10 protein-coding genes and 2 pseudogenes are annotated in these 16,015 nt (G+C 63.7%); 8 read left to right on the top strand and 4 right to left on the bottom strand.

The annotated features are described in order from the left end of the window. Positions 1–166: 166 nt before the first annotated feature. From ASG51_RS12050 to ASG51_RS12030, 5 genes and pseudogenes are all read left to right on the top strand, one after another. Positions 167–1,069, top strand: a complete 903-nt coding sequence (locus tag ASG51_RS12050; protein WP_056381054.1) for a glycosyltransferase — start codon at positions 167–169, stop codon at positions 1,067–1,069. A 245-nt stretch (positions 1,070–1,314) separates the two neighbouring features. After that, positions 1,315–2,508: a polysaccharide biosynthesis/export family protein gene (locus ASG51_RS12045; protein ID WP_244480139.1), complete on the top strand. Its 1,194-nt coding sequence runs from the start codon at positions 1,315–1,317 to the stop codon at positions 2,506–2,508. A gap of 702 nt (positions 2,509–3,210) precedes the next feature. After that, on the top strand, positions 3,211–4,557 hold the full coding sequence (locus ASG51_RS12040; protein ID WP_056219582.1) for a UDP-glucose/GDP-mannose dehydrogenase family protein: 1,347 nt from the start codon (positions 3,211–3,213) through the stop codon (positions 4,555–4,557). Positions 4,558–4,618: 61 nt separating this feature from the next. Further along, positions 4,619–5,077, top strand: a pseudogene (locus ASG51_RS12035) (transposase); the annotation flags it as partial. A gap of 689 nt (positions 5,078–5,766) precedes the next feature. After that, positions 5,767–7,212 carry a phospholipase D-like domain-containing protein gene (locus tag ASG51_RS12030; RefSeq protein WP_056351638.1) on the top strand — a complete coding sequence of 482 codons (1,446 nt, stop codon included), beginning with the start codon at positions 5,767–5,769 and terminating at the stop codon, positions 7,210–7,212. On the opposite strand, the gene ASG51_RS12025 is transcribed toward ASG51_RS12030, so the two are convergent. The 3 genes from ASG51_RS12025 to ASG51_RS12015 all read right to left on the bottom strand — a co-directional run bounded on the left by ASG51_RS12025 (position 7,103) and on the right by ASG51_RS12015 (position 9,577). Next, complete coding sequence (locus ASG51_RS12025; RefSeq protein WP_056275766.1) at positions 7,103–7,930, bottom strand: endonuclease/exonuclease/phosphatase family protein; 828 nt, start codon at positions 7,928–7,930, stop codon at positions 7,103–7,105. The genes ASG51_RS12030 and ASG51_RS12025 overlap by 110 nt on opposite strands. Positions 7,931–8,000: 70 nt before the next feature. Beyond that, positions 8,001–8,927 (bottom strand): histone deacetylase family protein, encoded by a 927-nt coding sequence (locus ASG51_RS12020; protein ID WP_056381052.1) that lies wholly within the window; start codon positions 8,925–8,927, stop codon positions 8,001–8,003. A 101-nt stretch (positions 8,928–9,028) separates the two neighbouring features. Continuing rightward, complete coding sequence (locus tag ASG51_RS12015) at positions 9,029–9,577, bottom strand: cupin domain-containing protein (protein ID WP_056219567.1); 549 nt, start codon at positions 9,575–9,577, stop codon at positions 9,029–9,031. A 180-nt stretch (positions 9,578–9,757) separates the two neighbouring features. Here ASG51_RS12015 and ASG51_RS12010 point away from each other — a divergent pair, with 180 nt between their 5' ends. Together ASG51_RS12010 and ASG51_RS12005 are read left to right on the top strand one after the other, a co-directional pair. Further along, the gene (locus ASG51_RS12010; RefSeq protein ID WP_056219564.1) at positions 9,758–11,095 is read left to right on the top strand and encodes an aspartate aminotransferase family protein; all 1,338 of its coding nucleotides are present in this window, start codon (positions 9,758–9,760) and stop codon (positions 11,093–11,095) included. A gap of 32 nt (positions 11,096–11,127) precedes the next feature. Next, positions 11,128–12,627 carry a CoA-acylating methylmalonate-semialdehyde dehydrogenase gene (locus ASG51_RS12005; RefSeq protein ID WP_056381051.1) on the top strand — a complete coding sequence of 500 codons (1,500 nt, stop codon included), beginning with the start codon at positions 11,128–11,130 and terminating at the stop codon, positions 12,625–12,627. A gap of 224 nt (positions 12,628–12,851) precedes the next feature. Here the strand turns inward: ASG51_RS12005 and ASG51_RS23430 are convergent. Next, positions 12,852–13,321 (bottom strand): annotated as a pseudogene (locus tag ASG51_RS23430) (hypothetical protein); the annotation flags it as partial. 412 nt (positions 13,322–13,733) lie between these two features. Here ASG51_RS23430 and ASG51_RS23425 point away from each other — a divergent pair. Beyond that, on the top strand, positions 13,734–15,782 hold the full coding sequence (locus ASG51_RS23425) for an acyltransferase family protein (protein WP_082513989.1): 2,049 nt from the start codon (positions 13,734–13,736) through the stop codon (positions 15,780–15,782). Positions 15,783–16,015: the final 233 nt, after the last annotated feature.

Raw genomic sequence — 16,015 nt, 5'->3', positions numbered from 1 at the left:
GTCCGCAGCAACCCGGAGATCCGCGACAAGCTGGTGGGCAGCGTGATGAACCGCGCCGACCTCAAGCGCCTCGTCGAACTCGGAGAATCCTCCGTCGTGCACAGCGCCGCCTACCATGGGTGAAGTGGCGCCGAGCATGAAACAGTCAGGAAATTTGGGAGCCGACATGGGACATACCGGCTCCGGGCCAGTCCGAATTTCGGTCATTATCCCGCACTATCAGGACCTCTCGAATCTCGATCGGTGCCTCACGCAACTCGAAGCCCAGACGATCGGGCGTGATACCTTCGAGATCGTGGTCGCGGACAACATGTCACCGGTTGGCCTCGACGCCGTAGAGGCGGTGGTGGGGCAACGGGGTCGTGTGGTTCTTTCGCGCGAAAAGGGCGCGGGAGCGACACGGAACGTCGGCGTCGCTGCCTCAAACGGCGAGGTTCTTGCGTTTATCGACAGCGACTGCAGACCAGACGCGGCCTTCCTCGAGAAGGGAATAGCGACGCTCTCGACCTTCGATATTGCCGGCGGCGCCATCCGGGTGGACGTCGAGGACGTGAACAACCCAACGCCCAGCGAAGCCTTCGAACTCGTCTTCGCCTTTCACAACGAAAGCTACATCAAGAAGAAGCGCTTTTCGGTAACGGCCGCTCTCTTCGTCAGCCGGCGCATCTTCGATGAGGTCGGCCCGTTCCGCAATGACGTCTCCGAGGACGTCGAGTGGTGCCATCGCGCCGGGTCGAAAGGATTGACCTTGGGTTTCGCGAGGGAGGCCGTGGTCGGCCATCCCGCACGGCGTGACTGGAGCGAACTCGAGCGGAAGTGGCGCCGGCTGAACGCAGAGGCCTTCGCACTGACGAAGGTCAAACCCTTCGGACGCCTCCGATGGATCGGCCGGAGTTGGGTCGTTCTGTTGTCAACCGGCGTGCATCTCATTGAGATCTTACGGACGCGTCAGTTGAGCCGGTTCGCCGATCGGCTTGCCGCAATGGGCATTCTCGTGCGGCTACGGTTGCTGCGTCTATTCTGGGCTCACGCGATCTTCCTGGCTCCGCGCACCTCCAAGCACCCCTGACTGTGGACAGTCTCCGCCGCGCGCCTGCAAAGGTCAGCTTTAAATCATGAGCCGTTAAACTTTTCCAATCATGTTTCTTTCCTGAACTTGTACGGACCGCGCGCCACGATTGTTACATTGGCTGCCGAAATTGAGGTGTGCCCTGACGGCCACGAATCCATCTAATGTCGATCGATCGGTTGGATTCGACTCGACCTCACCACAATTCCAATCGTAACCAATCGTCGCTCTGAGCGTCATAGAAGGTGAACGACGTAGTGCTATCAGGTCGCAAGCTGGGGGTCCTTTTCAGGACGGTAGGTCTGGCAGCGCTCCTCGCCGGATGCACGGAGTCGTTTCCGACGTCTGGTCCCAAAATAACTGGCGACGCGACGATTCCAACCAATCCGCAGGACCTGCTCCCGCATGCGATGATTGATGCGACGCCCGCGGTTGCGACGCTCGCGGCGAGTGACGCCAGCGGCGAAGGCACACTGGGTTCCTTCACTTCGCGCGGCGGCGCGACGGAGATCCGCCTCGGCATCGGCGATACGGTCGGTGTCACCATCTTCGAGGCATCGGCAGGCGGGCTGTTCATTCCGACCGAGGCCGGCGCCCGAGCCGGCAACTTCGTTGCATTGCCGGATCAGCAGGTCGACCGTCGCGGTACCATTTCGGTTCCCTACGCGGGTCTGATCCCAGCGGCCGGGCGACGCGCTCCGGAGGTTCAGGCAGAAATCGAGCAGCGCTTGCGCAACCGTGCGATCGAGCCGCAAGCTGTCGTCTCACTGAAGGATCAGAAAGCAACGCTGGTCAGTGTTTTGGGAGAGGTGAATCTTCCCGCCCGCCTTCCGGTTAATCCCTCTGGCGAACGCGTGCTGGATGTCATCGCTCGTGCAGGCGGGCCGAAGGGAACGGGCTATCAGAGCTTCGTTACCCTTCAGCGTGGACCGCGCAAGCGGACCGTCTACTTCAACAAGCTGGTGAATGATCCGACCAACAACGTCTACGTTCAGCCCGGGGATGTGGTCTACGTCTACACCGAAAACCGGTCGTTCGTCGTGCTGGGAGCGACCGGACTCAACGGCAAGTACAATTTCGAAGCCGAGGTGACCACTGCGTCAGAAGCCTTGGGTCGATCCGGTGGCTTGCTTGACGAACGGGCGAATCCGCAAATGGTATTCATTTATCGCCTGGAGTCTCGGAAAGTTGCTTCCAGACTGGGCATCGATCTCTCAGCATGGGCGGAAGATCGGATCCCTGTGATTTATCGCTTCGACCTCCGTGCGGAGGACGGCTTTTTTACGCTGCGGAAGTTCCTTGTCCGCGACAAGGACGTTCTCTACGTAGCGAATGCCGATGCCGTCGAGTTCACGAAGGTTCTCAATGTTCTGAGGACGGGCGTCGCAACGGTGAATGAGTCGAACGTTGCGCGCTACAATTTGGGTACGCTACGGTAAATTCTCTTCGCCCTCAGGCTGGATGGGCCACTGCGAGATAGAACTGGCGAGCTATCGCGCCGACATGTGACCGGGCAATCGAGGGGTCTTGGTGCTGATGCGGACCGATCCAGAGATCACCGAACCAGGACCGGCAGCCCGATCGACAAGCCGATCCCGTTCATCCCTGGCGCAGCCCTTTCGCGCGTTCTCATTTGGCTAAAAAATTAGTAAAGGTCCGACCAGATCTGACAGCAAGAAATCGCAGCGCCCCCGAGGCTTGTGCGATCTCGGCCGACGTTATCGGCCGCCAACGATCTTGATTTAACTCCGCGCGCGCTGACGACATCGGATGCTGGCGTCTTCTATTGGACGCCTTGAAAATATCCGTAAACTTGTTCTCCGATTTCGAGGTCGCGAATGTATGCGGCATTAGGCAGTTACGCAAAATAATGAGAGAAATGTAATCTGTGAGAGATGCCGAGCCGGCAATCGCGGCGACGAGCATGTCTTATCTCAGCTATGCCAAGGCGCTGAGCGGTTTGACTTAATCCAAGACTGGAACGGCATCGATCTCATCGAGATTCCGAACACATCTGCCGATTGCACAAAACTCTTATATTTGACATATAATTCCTGTTTCCTTGTTTACAGGGACCGCTTACTGTTAATCAGCGGACGCACGCGATACATGTTCACCACCGATGAGGGACGCGAGATCCAATGCGCATTACGATGATCGGTTCAGGCTATGTGGGCCTTGTCTCTGGGACGTGCTTTGCTGATTTCGGTCACCAGATCGTCTGCGTCGACAAGGATCCCTCGAAGATCGAAGCTCTGAACGCGGGCAGAATACCGATCTATGAACCAGGTCTCGATGCCCTGGTCGCTGAGAACGTTCGGCAAAATCGTCTTCGTTTCACCACCGAGGTGGCATCGGCGGTGGCCGGTGCCGATGCGGTCTTCATCGCGGTTGGTACGCCCTCGCGCCGCGGCGATGGATTTGCCGACCTGTCCTATGTCTTCGCGGCCGCACGCGAGATCGCCCAATCCCTGACTGGGTTCACCGTGGTGGTCACCAAGTCGACGGTCCCGGTCGGCACCGGCGACGAGGTCGAGCGGATCATTCGTGAGGTACGCCCGGACGCCGAGTTTGCGGTGGTGTCGAACCCGGAATTCCTCCGTGAGGGGGCTGCCATTGAGGACTTCAAGCGTCCCGACAGAATCGTCATCGGCACCGAGGACGCGCGCGCGACGCAGGTGATGCAGGACGTCTACCGGCCCCTCTACCTGAACCAAGCTCCGATCCTGTTCACCGGACGTCGGACGGCCGAACTGACGAAATACGCTGCGAACGCCTTTCTCGCGACCAAGATCACCTTCATCAACGAGATCGCCGACCTCTGTGAGCAGGTCGGTGCGAACGTTCAGGAGGTCGCGCGCGGGATCGGCCTCGACAATCGCATCGGCGCGAAGTTCCTCCATGCCGGTCCCGGCTACGGGGGATCGTGTTTCCCCAAAGACACGTTGGCGCTGGTCAAGACGGCGCAGGATTCGGGCACGCCCGTGCGACTCGTCGAAACGGTGGTCTCGGTCAACGACCAGCGCAAGCGCGCGATGGCCCGAAAGGTCGTGACAGCCTGCGATGGCTCGGTGCGCGGTAAAACCATCGCGGTCCTTGGACTGACCTTCAAGCCCAACACCGACGATATGCGGGATGCCCCCTCGCTCTCGATCATCACGGGTCTGCAGGATGGCGGTGCCAAGATCGTCGCCTACGATCCGGAGGGCATCGAGCAGGCCCGCCTCGTCCTCTCGGACGTCACCTATGCGGAGGACGCCTATGCCTGTGCAGAGGGTGCCGACGCGCTGGTGATCGTCACCGAGTGGAATGCTTTCCGTGCCCTGGATTTCAAGCGCCTTCGGGCCACGATGACGAGCCCAGTCCTCGTCGACCTTCGCAACGTCTACAGGGCGGCAGAGGTGGAGCGGCACGGATTTCGTTACTCGGGCATCGGCCAAATCAGTGGCGGGGCCGAAACACCGTTCCTCGACCTCAAGTCGACCTGAGCAGGGTTTCCTTGTCAGCGCTCCAGGAAGCGAGGGTCCCTCAACGCGGAGACGGACAACAATGAGGAGCCGGCCCAGCGAAGAGACGATCCTCCGCATCCTGAAGGCGCGGACGGCCGTGCTGCCGGTGGCGGAGATCTGCCGCCGCCCCGGCATCAACGACGCGACGTTCTATGCATGGCGCTCGCGCGACGGCAGTATGGAGGTTGCGCATCCGCGTCGCCCGAAGACGCTCGACGAGGTGACTCGCGAGCTCGGGAAGGTCCTGACCGAAGCGATGCGCCATGGTGCGACGCTGCGCGAGGCTTTGGAAAAACCTTCTGAGGCTCAGCGCACGCAGAACAACCGTGAGCTGGGCCCAGCGACGAGAAGGGCTATTCGCAGCGTCGCGCCTGCGGGCTGATTGGCCTTGAGCCGAAGGCGTACTGCCACGCCTCGGTCCGCGGCGACGATGGGATCACGCGGGCACACCTGCGCAGGCAGGCAGGCTGGTCGGCGTCGTCGCTTCGGCTACCGGCGCCGGCCGCCCTGCCACAGGAGCCGAACTCGCGCCAGCGCTCCGACGTCGTCTCCACGAGTTCCTGAACGCGCATCTGTTCGGGAGCCTGCTGCCCCCCACCAGCCTCGGCGGCCTCACCCCGAACGCGTTCGCAAGGCGGTCCCGACGGGACCAGAACGAACGGACTTCCTTATGAATAGGGCAAACAGGGGCACGGTCAGCTCTTGGTCGCCGAAGTTAGTACCCCGTCCGCGTGTTCACCGGCGCTGCGATGGTCGACGCCCGGCACGTCGGCAGTTCAAGCTGCCGGCAACCGGACGTCCTGGCAACGCGTCAGGAGTTCGGTCTCTTCGGCGCGTCCGAACTGCATTTCGGAGGCGCCGTCCCGCTCCTCGGCAAATGGGATATGTCCATTCCATCCTCAGAAATATCGGCTTAGCTTTTCTGTCAGCTGCATCGGATCGGAACCACGATTTGCGTGGCGGATCCGCCGTGACCGAGATCAAATCCGGACGCATTCCCCTCAAGACGGTCCGGCTTACAGAAGTGGCCTCGGGTGGGCCCTTGGCGTTTACGGGCTTGGTCGCTCACCGTCCGGCGGGACGTTGCGCCCCCCCGCGCAAGGCCGGTCCCAGGAATCGACGGCCCGCCCTTGGTGCTCCGACCGGCCTTGGCGTATGCCGCCAGGGTATCGCGAAGCGGGAGCGGCGTTGGAACAGGCATTGCTCTCATGGATCGGCGCCCTGACGTCGATCCGGACCGAGGTCTTCTGGGTCCTCGGTGCCACCCTCTCGGGCCTCGTCAGCATCCATGTCCTCCTGCGCAAGCGGGAGGTCGGGGCGGCCATCGGCTGGATCGGCCTGGTCTGGCTGGCCCCCCTCTTCGGCAGCGCGCTCTATGCCCTGCTCGGGGTCAATCGGGTCACCCGACGGGCGCAGAAGCTCGGCATCAAGCCCTCTCAAGCGAGCCCGCGGCGCGCGGGTGGCCCGGCGCCGCCTCCCGTTCTGCCGGAGCGGTTCCAGCCCCTCGACCAGGCAGTCCGGCGCATCACCAGCCTTCCGCTGGAAGCGGGCAACCGGATCATGCCGCTGCGCAACGGCGATGCGGTCTATCCGGCGATGCTGGCCGCCATTCGCGAGGCCCGGCACTCCGTCGCCCTGTCGAGCTACATCTTCCGCAAGGATGAGATCGGCCGAGCTTTCCTCGATGCGCTGGAGGATGCCCATCACCGGGGCGTCGCCGTCCGGGTTCTGGTGGACGGCATCGGCAGCGGCTACTTCTTCGCCGCGGTCTATGGCGGCCTGCGGCGGCGGGGCGTGCCGGTCGGCCGGTTCATGCACTCGGTCCTGCCCTGGCGGATGCCGTTCCTGAACCTGCGCACCCACAAGAAGCTGCTCATCCTCGACGGAACCCTCGCTTTCACGGGCGGCATCAACATCGCCGACGAGAACCGGGTGGCGACCCATCCGCCGGAACCGGTGCGCGACGTCCATTTCCGGATCGAGGGGCCGGTCGTGACCCAGCTCACGGCGGCCTTCGCCAGCGACTGGGCCTTCGTGATGGACCAGGAGCTGGACGGCCCCGCTTGGTTTCCGCCCCTCGCCGCGCGGGGCGAGACGCAGGCCCGGGTCGTCAGTTCGGGGCCGGACGCGGACCTGCGCAAGATCGAACTCGTGGTGCTCGAGGCGATCACCTGCGCCCGGACCAGCATCCGCCTGATGACGCCCTACTTCCTGCCGAGCGAGGTGCTGGTGAGCGCCCTGTCGCTGGCGGCCCTGCGCGGCCTGACGGTGGACGTCATCATTCCCATGGCCAGCGACCACGCGGTGGTCGACTGGGCGACCCGGGCGCATGTGGACCCGCTCCTGCGCAGCGACGTCCGGATCTGGCTCGACGACCCACCCTTCGACCATGCCAAGCTCCTCGTGATCGACGATGCCTGGTGCTTCATCGGCAGCGCCAACTGGGACACCCGCAGCTTCCGCCTGAATTTCGAGCTGAACGTCGAGGTCTATGATTCCGGGCTCGCCCGACACCTCGACGCGTTCATGCAGGAGAAGATGAGCGTCCGGCTGACGCGCGAGCACCTGTCCCGGCGCGGTCTCCCCGTCCGGCTGCGCGACGCAGGCGTCCGATTACTCCTGCCATACCTTTGATGCGCTCCGGCTCCGCGGTGTCCTTCAGGATGATCTCGTGGGTGGGAGCCAGGTGCACGATGATCGGCCGGTGATCCGAGGCGCCGCGCGGCAGCACGCTGCGCCCGTGGCAGGTCAATCCGCGCACGAGGCAGCGGTCGAGCCGCAGGGGCACCACCCGCGCCATGGCGTGGGTCGGCAGGCGCGGGCCGACGTCGCGGAACCCCGGCAGGAGCGTCGGCCCCACCAGGTTGTAGTCGCCGATGACGGCGGCCCGGTCCGGCAGGCTCTGCTCGATGCAGCGCAACTGCCGCCGGTTGAGCATCTGCCCGTGCGAGAGGTGGACGTTGGCGACGCCGAATTCACCGAGATCGATCACCTGGCTCACCCGGTCGAACATCGCGCCGGCGGGAAGCTCGATGGCCTTCGGGGGGGTGGCGAAGGGCGTCGGGCTCCAGACCGCGAGGCCGTGGATGCGCCCGGGCATCTGGGCCCAGGCGTAGTGGCCGCCGACCTTGGCCTGCAGGGCCTCGATATCCTTGGTCGCCTCCTGCATCAGCACGAGGTCGGGCTGCTCGCGCTCGATCAGCGTCGCGATTCCGGCGACATTCGCGCCGACCCGCCGCAGGAGGTTCCAGCTGACGATCTTGCGGAGCCCGGGGCGGTCTTGGCCCGGGCGCCCGTGGGAGGTCTGGAGGGCACGGGCGGTCAGGCGCGCGAGGCGGCGATCGTTCAGCATCGGCACATAGGTGGGTCAGGCACGCCCGGCGGAAAGCCCGGGCCGGGACGCGGTCATGGGCTTTTGCGCCTCACGACTCCATGAGCGCGGCCACGTGCGCCGCCGTGGATTCGGCGAGGCCCTTCAGATCGTAGCCGCCCTCCAGCAGGGAAACGATGCGCCCGTCGCAGGTCTGCCCCGCGATCTCCATCACCTGGCGCGTGGCCCAGGCGAAGTCCTCCGCCTCCAGCATCAGGTTGGCCAGGGGATCGCGCCAATGGGCATCGAAGCCCGCCGAGATGATGATCAGGTCGGGCCGGAAATCCACGAGGCGCGGCAGGATGCGCGCGGTGAACGCCTCGCGAAAGCGCTCGCCGTCGGCGCCGGGCTTCAGGGGGGCGTTGACGATGGTGTCGTGGTCGCCGGCCTCCGAGACCGCGCCGGTGCCCGGATAGAGCGGCATCTGGTGGGTGGAGCAGAACAGCACCGCGGGGTCGGCCCAGAAGATGTCCTGGGTTCCGTTGCCGTGGTGCACGTCCCAGTCGACGATGGCCACCCGCTCCGCCCCGTAGGCGGCCTTGGCATGGCGGGCCGCGACCGCCGCATTGTTGAACAGGCAGAACCCCATGGCGCGGGTGCGCTCGGCGTGGTGGCCCGGTGGGCGCATGGCCGAGAACGCCGTGCGAGCCTGGCCCGTCATCACCGCGTCGACCCCCTGGACCGCCGCCCCGACCCCGCGCAGGACGCATTCGATGGTGCCGGGCGACAGCACGGTATCGGAATCGACGTGGACCAGTCCCTCGGCGGGGGCGGCCGCCACCATGGCCCGGACCCATTCCTCGGGATGGGCCAGCGCCACGGTCTCCAGGCTCGCGAGTTCCGGCGCCCGGCGGTCGAGGGCCGCGAAGGCCTCCGTCGCGAGGGCATCCTTGACCGCCTGCATGCGCTCCGGCCGCTCCGGATGCCCATGCGGGGTCTGGTGCCCGAGGGCGGCCTCGTGGCTGAAGAAGATGGTCATGCGGCGCTCCCGAGCGTCTGTCTATCCGTGGTATACCAGATCGCAGGTCCGCGGCCAGTGGGGAGATTTCTCCCCAGGCCGTTCGCCGGACGACGTCACCTTCAGAAGGTCGGCGGCGTGCAGGCGCTCACCACCTCGCAGGCGACGGGGCCGACGCATCGGAAGCGATGAGGCCGGCGGCTGTCGAAGGAATAGGCATCGCCCGGTCCGAGGATGCGACGCTCCGAATCGACCGTCACCTCCAGGCGGCCGGACAGGACGATGCCGCCCTCCTCGCCGTCATGGACCAGGGGCACCCGGCCGGTATCGGCGCCGGGTTCGTAGCGCTCCCTCAACAACTGCAGGCTGCGCCCGAACAGGTTGTCGCCGACCTGCCGGTAGGAGATCGGCCCCCGGCCGATCTCGGTGAGTTCGTCGGCCCGGTAGAACGCCTTGCGCGAGCGCTCCGGCTCCACGGCGAAGAACTCCGACAGGCCGATGGGAATGCCGTCCAGGATGCGCTTGAGGGCGCCCACGGAGGGGTTCACACCGTTCGATTCGATCAACGAGATCGTCGAGTTCGGGACACCGGTGCGCTTGGCGAGCGCCCGCTGCGACAGGCCATGGGCGGTGCGGACGAAGCGCAGGCGCGCGCCGAGATCGATGCTCATCAAAACCCGTGAGTCGGCCCCTGGGGCGGAACGCCCGTTAGGGATGTTCAGGATTCACCGACATTGCCCGCACGGCCCTTGCCTTTTCAAGCACTTCGTTGCGTGCAGAAAAGGACTTGTCCGGGCGTCGCAATCGGCGCTTCTTCCGAGCACAGCGACATCTCTGGGTTGAAGACTGCCATGGACCACCACCCCGCAGCCAATGCCCCCGGGCTCGATGCCTACTGGATGCCGTTCACCGCCAACCGGCAGTTCAAGGCGGCGCCCCGCCTGCTCGCTTCGGCCAAGGGCATGCACTACACGGCCACGGACGGGCGCAGCGTCCTCGACGGCACGGCCGGCCTCTGGTGCGTGAATGCCGGGCACGGACGCCAGGGCATCGCCTCGGCGGTCGAGCGCCAGCTCACCACGCTCGACTTCGCGCCCTCATTCCAGATGGGCCATCCGGCGGCGTTCGACTTCGCCGAGCGCCTCGCCGCCATCGCGCCGGGCGGCCCGGAGGCCGGGCTCGACCGGGTGTTCTTTACCGGCTCCGGTTCCGAATCGGTCGACACCGCCCTCAAGATCGCGCTGGCCTACCAGCGCGCCATCGGCCAGGGCACGCGCACCAAACTGATCGGGCGCGAGCGCGGTTATCACGGCGTCGGCTTCGGCGGCATCTCCGTGGGCGGCCTCGTCAACAACCGCCGCGTCTTTCCGCTGCTGCCGGGCATCGACCACCTGCGCCACACCCATGATCCCGAGCGCAACGCCTTCTCGAAGGGCCTGCCCGCGCATGGGGCGGAGCTCGCCGACGACCTCGAACGCCTCGTCGCCCTGCACGGGGCCGAGACCATCGCGGCCTGCATCGTCGAGCCGGTGGCCGGCTCCACTGGCGTCCTCCTGCCGCCGACGGGCTATCTGGAGCGCCTGCGCGCGATCTGCGACCGGCACGGCATCCTGCTGATCTTCGACGAGGTCATCACCGGCTTCGGCCGCCTCGGGACGCCCTTCGCGACGGATTACTTCGGCGTGATCCCCGACCTCGTCACCACTGCCAAGGGCCTCACCAACGGCGCCCTGCCGATGGGCGCGGTCTTCTGCGCGCGGCGCGTCCACGACGCGTTGATGCACGGCCCGGAGGCGGTGATCGAGCTGTTCCACGGCTACACCTATTCGGGCCATCCGGTCGCCTGCGCGGCGGGCCTCGCCACCCTCGACATCTACGCCCAGGAGGGCCTGCTCACCCGCGGAGCGGAGCTCGCCGAGGATTGGGCCAGCGCCATGCACGACCTGCGGGGTGCCAGCCACGTCATCGACATCCGCACCATCGGCCTCGTCGCCGGCATCGAACTGGCGTCCCGGCCCGGAGCCCCCGGGGCGCGAGCCTACGACGTCTTCGTCGACTGCTTCGAGCGCGGTCTTCTCGTCCGGGTCACCGGCGACATCGTCGCCCTGTCGCCGCCGCTGATCGTCGAGCGCGACCAGATCGACACCATGGCGTCGATCCTCGGCGACGCCATCGCCCGCGCCGCCTGAATCGTTCCACTCCCCCTCCGTCAGGATTCTCGATGCCCACCGCGATCACCCACTTCATCGGCGGCCGGACCGTCGCCGGCACCAGCACCCGGACCGCGCCGGTCTACAATCCCGCCACCGGCGAGGAGACCGGCCGGGTCGCTCTGGCCAACACGGCGGACGTCAACGCGGCGGTGGCGGCCGCCAAGGCGGTCGCCCACGCCTGGGCCCACACCACGCCGCTTCGCCGCGCCCGCATCCTCAACGCCTTCCTGCGCATCGCCGAAGAGCGCACCGACGAACTCGCCGCCCTGATCACCGCCGAGCACGGCAAGGTGCTCTCCGACGCCAAGGGCGAGATCCAGCGCGGGCTCGAGGTGGTGGAGTTCGCCACCGGCATTCCCCAGCTTCTCAAGGGCGAGGTCACCGAGAACGTCGGCACCCGCGTCGACAGCCATGCCCTGCGCCAGCCGCTGGGCGTGGTGGCCGGCATCACGCCGTTCAATTTCCCCGTCATGGTGCCGATGTGGATGTTTCCGGTGGCGCTGGCCTGCGGCAACTGCTTCGTCCTGAAGCCCTCCGAGCGCGATCCCTCGCCCGCGCTGCTGGTCGCCGCCTGGCTCAAGGAGGCCGGCCTGCCGGACGGCGTGTTCAGCGTGGTCCACGGCGACAAGGAGGCGGTCGACGCCCTCCTGCATCACCCCGACATCGCGGCGGTGAGCTTCGTCGGCTCGACCCCGATCGCCCGCTATATCTACGCCACCGCCACCGCCAACGGGAAGCGCGCCCAGGCGCTGGGCGGCGCCAAGAACCACATGATCGTCATGCCGGACGCCGACATGGACCAGGCGGTCGACGCGCTGATGGGCGCGGCCTACGGCTCGGCCGGCGAGCGCTGCATGGCGATCTCGGTGGCCGTGCCCGTGGGTGAGAAGACTGCCGACGCGCTGGTGGCCAAGCTCATCCCGAAGGTGCGGGCGCTGAAGGTCGGGCCGGGCACGGACCCGGACTCGGAGATGGGCCCCCTCGTGACGAAGGTGCACCGCGACAAGGTGAGCGGCTACATCGATGCGGGCGTGGCGGAAGGCGCCGAGCTCCTCGTCGACGGGCGCGGCCTGAGCCTGCAGGGCTACGAGGGCGGCTACTTCCTCGGCGGCACCCTGTTCGACCGGGTCACCCCGGAGATGTCGATCTACCGGGAAGAGATCTTCGGGCCCGTCCTGGCGATCACCCGGGCGCCGGACTACGCCACGGCGGCCAAGCTCATCAACGAGCACGAGTTCGGCAACGGCACGGCGATCTTCACCCGCGACGGCGATGCGGCCCGCGAGTTCGCCCACGGGATCGAGGTCGGCATGGTGGGCATCAACGTGCCGATCCCGGTGCCGATGGCGTTCCACTCCTTCGGCGGCTGGAAGGCCTCGCTGTTCGGCGACCACCACATGCACGGCCCCGAGGGCGTCCGCTTCTACACGCGCCTGAAGACCATCACGACCCGCTGGCCCACCGGCATCCGCGCCGGCGCCGACTTCGTCATGCCCACCATGGAGTAGGCGCTCCGGCCGGTGACGCCTCCGGTTGGCAGGGCCGCCCGGTCTTCGTTTCCGAGTGCCGGCGCGGCACGAACAGCCTGCCCATCAGCGCGATCATCTCGCGCTGATGGGCAAAACCGCGTGTTCCGACGATCCGTCGCAGCACCGTGCGGGCAGTGTCCCCCGTCAGGCCAGAGCGACCATCGCGTCCGGGAACCCTGTCCCCGCCACGACCAGGGGTCCTTGGTGCATGATCCCGGGATGCGCTGTGACGGATCGATCCTGAAGCGATGGGCTCTTTCGTACAGGCGTCGAGGATGAACTCGGTGGGTGTCGGACCATGCAGGGTCGTGCGCCTACGCGCAGGATCATAGGCACCTCCAAACCGGTGCAGGTGCGTTCGGCGCTGGTCACGGCTGTCCGAGTGAGAGCGCTTGACCGTCGCGTCCTCGATCGTGCGGTTCATCCGCTCGGCCCGTCCGGTGTGACGCCGAAAGGCGCCGATGATCGCCCCCTCCACGACGGTGAGCACCGCGGAGCGTGCCTCCTCGGGTCCCATCCGGGCATCCACTGTCCTCGCCCATTAGCGCCACGCCTGCACCGTCGGGCCGACACCGGAGCGCCCGGCCAGCACCCCTACGCTCTCCTCACGGCACTGGGATCGCGCCACGGGCTGCCCCGTCGTTGTGGCACTTCCAAGAAGAACCCGACCCATTGCGCATCCCTCGCAGGATGGCGCTCGACCGTATCACCACACCGCGGGACCAAACACCGAATAGGGCTTTTCGCGATCGGCACACCAGCCAAGATTACCGACCATTCCGTCCTATGGAATGCGAATGCAGAGATTCATGGAAAATGTTTTATGAGATTTGGCACAATATCTGCAATCAAAGCGACAGGCGATCACTTCAATGATCGCTCTTGGCATGATTGGAGAGTTCGTTTACGCAATTTGTGATTTGCCGTGGATCTACAGATTCAGCCCTGCGCCTTTGGAGAAGGTCAGAAACGCTTTACACATCGTGTCTCGACTAAACACCTCACGACAGCAGGCATAATTCTGATAGATCTATTAGCTTACTGGCTCAGGATGAAGCGCATCGCATCGATCCGATGGGTTCAAGGTGAATAATATTGCATGCACCGCGTCGGATAAAGAGACCGGCCATCAATCCTACATCACCGGGATTGACGGGCTTCGCGCGATATCCGTTCTGTCGGTCGTTCTCTATCACTTGGATTCAAACATACTTCCTGGCGGATTCGTCGGAGTTGATGTGTTCTTCGTAATCTCGGGTTTCGTTGTCGCCATGACAACGCGACGCGAACACACACGCAGCTTCCGCCAATTCATTCTCGTCTTCTACCGTCGGCGCATCGTGCGCATTCTACCAGCCACACTTATCTTCCTTCTGCTGGCGCAGCTTTTCGTTGTGCTTTTCGTTCCGACAAAGGACAGACTTACTGTTTCGGACCTGACGGCAGCGGCCGCGGCCCTCGGAATGAGCAACTTCGTACTTTGGCTGAAAGCAGACGATTACTTTTCCCCAGAGGCCAATTTAAATCCGTTCCTACATACCTGGTCGCTCGCAATCGAAGAGCAGTTCTACCTCATTTTCCCTAACTTCGCTTTTCTATTTAATTATTACAGAGCCTCATCACGAATATTTTGGTGGCTGGCCACCGGATTGATAGGCTGCATTATTGCCTCTCTGACCGTTGCTGTATTGAGCACACATGTCAGCCGTCCTTTTGCTTTCTACATGCTTCCCTCGCGGTTCTGGGAACTCGCAACCGGCATCGCCCTGTTCATTCTGGTGGAGAAAATTTCAGGGCGTCCGACTGCAGGTCGCCCTTTTCAAATTCTCGTATTCGCGGCCGGCCTGTGTGGGCTGATCGCGATTGCAGCCGCATATGGATTCATAGACTCCGTCAATTTTCCATTCCCCTACTCCATTGTCCCAGCAATTTCTGCATCATTCATATTATACAATCTATACTTAGATCGGAACGGCCTCATATCGCGTATTTTATCAATTAAAATACTTCAGTATATTAGCAAAATTTCTTTTTCGATATATCTTTGGCATTGGTTCGTCATCGTTTCCCTGCAGTGGACGATTGGATTAGAGACCTATCTACCGAAATTCGTCGCGCTCGCCGCGAGTTTTCTCCTAGCAGACTTATCTAACCGTCTTATCGAAAGACCGGCTCGAGTCAGCGGCCGAATCGGCGCTTGGTGTGACGGGCATGTCATCCTGTCTGGACTTGCAGCAATGGGCGTCGTCGGGGCCTCCATGGGCATCCTTGCAGCGGCACGACCCAGTCTGACCCTCTCCGTAACCGGCGATCTCGACGTTTGGCTGCCGTCGACACCTGGTCACGGCGGCAGGTGCCAAGCGCAGCGAGGCCGTCGGTCGTTTGCGGGCGGAACGATCCGGTACGATTTTGTCCCGCAGTCTTGCGAACAGGGGGCAGATCCTCGGCATCTCTATGTTCTTGGCGACTCGCACGCTGGGGCTTATCAGCGTCTTGTCGGGAATATTGTCCGACATGAGGGCCTGACGGCAACGATCTTTACAGGGACTGGCTGCGCCTGGTTGCCAATGATTGGCCAAACAAAAACCACATGCGCGCTTTTCATTGAAAACGGACTTACTGCTATAGCCTTGAGTGCAAAATCAGGTGATGTGATATTCTTCCCCGGCCTTCGCATTCGCCGGTATCAGACGTCTGATTCATCTGACAATGAAGCCGAGATACATTCAATTAATTACAGTGACGCTATGATTTCTCATGAAGCCAAGCGCCTAACGACTCTCATCGATCAGGGAATACGAGTCGTCTTGGAGGCACCTAAACCTGTCTATAAATATGAGCCGATGCGATGCTTCGACTGGTTCAATCAGGCCAATCCGAGATGCCGGGAAAAATCCGTTCCCTACACAGAATTACAGGAACGAAGAAAACAAGCCCTTGTCATCTACACAAAATTGAAAAACCTCGACCCGCGTATCGAAATCTGGGACCCCTTCCCCCTGCTTTGTCATGATGCGGCATGTCTAGCCGTGAAGGATGGTATGCCGTTAGTCTCGGACGGCGATCATCTAACGGGATATGCAAATGACTATCTGACTCCTTTCTTCGCAAACCTTCTCAAGGATCGTCAGTAGCTCGTTCGACTCGGACCTGTCCGGGATCAAGGCTCGACGCCTGCGTATGCCCCACCGTCGATCGGTATCCGGTGGGGGATCAAGGATGTGCCGCCCAACGAGACATGCAATTATCTTGATCCGTCTCGAACACGGCGCCCCTGTTCAAGACGGATCGGGGAGCGACGTTGGCGAACAACCAGGTCCGGCTGCGCTGATCGGGCGTCCCCGGAGCGCCGGTGTGGGCTCGGCTC

Origin of the sequence: Methylobacterium sp. Leaf465, assembly GCF_001424705.1 — a bacterium.
Classification (GTDB): Bacteria; Pseudomonadota; Alphaproteobacteria; order Rhizobiales; family Beijerinckiaceae; genus Methylobacterium.
Note: the sequence above shows the minus strand (reverse complement) of the source record. Positions and strands in the feature narration are given on the sequence as shown.

Coding starts and splice junctions, on each gene's coding strand:
- ASG51_RS12005 (WP_056381051.1), top strand. CDS start 11,128: ATGCCCACCGCGATCACCCACTTCATCGGCGGCCGGACCGTCGCCGGC.
- ASG51_RS12025 (WP_056275766.1), bottom strand. CDS start 7,930: ATGCTGAACGATCGCCGCCTCGCGCGCCTGACCGCCCGTGCCCTCCAG.
- ASG51_RS12050 (WP_056381054.1), top strand. CDS start 167: ATGGGACATACCGGCTCCGGGCCAGTCCGAATTTCGGTCATTATCCCG.
- ASG51_RS12015 (WP_056219567.1), bottom strand. CDS start 9,577: ATGAGCATCGATCTCGGCGCGCGCCTGCGCTTCGTCCGCACCGCCCAT.
- ASG51_RS12040 (WP_056219582.1), top strand. CDS start 3,211: ATGCGCATTACGATGATCGGTTCAGGCTATGTGGGCCTTGTCTCTGGG.
- ASG51_RS12010 (WP_056219564.1), top strand. CDS start 9,758: ATGGACCACCACCCCGCAGCCAATGCCCCCGGGCTCGATGCCTACTGG.
- ASG51_RS12020 (WP_056381052.1), bottom strand. CDS start 8,927: ATGACCATCTTCTTCAGCCACGAGGCCGCCCTCGGGCACCAGACCCCG.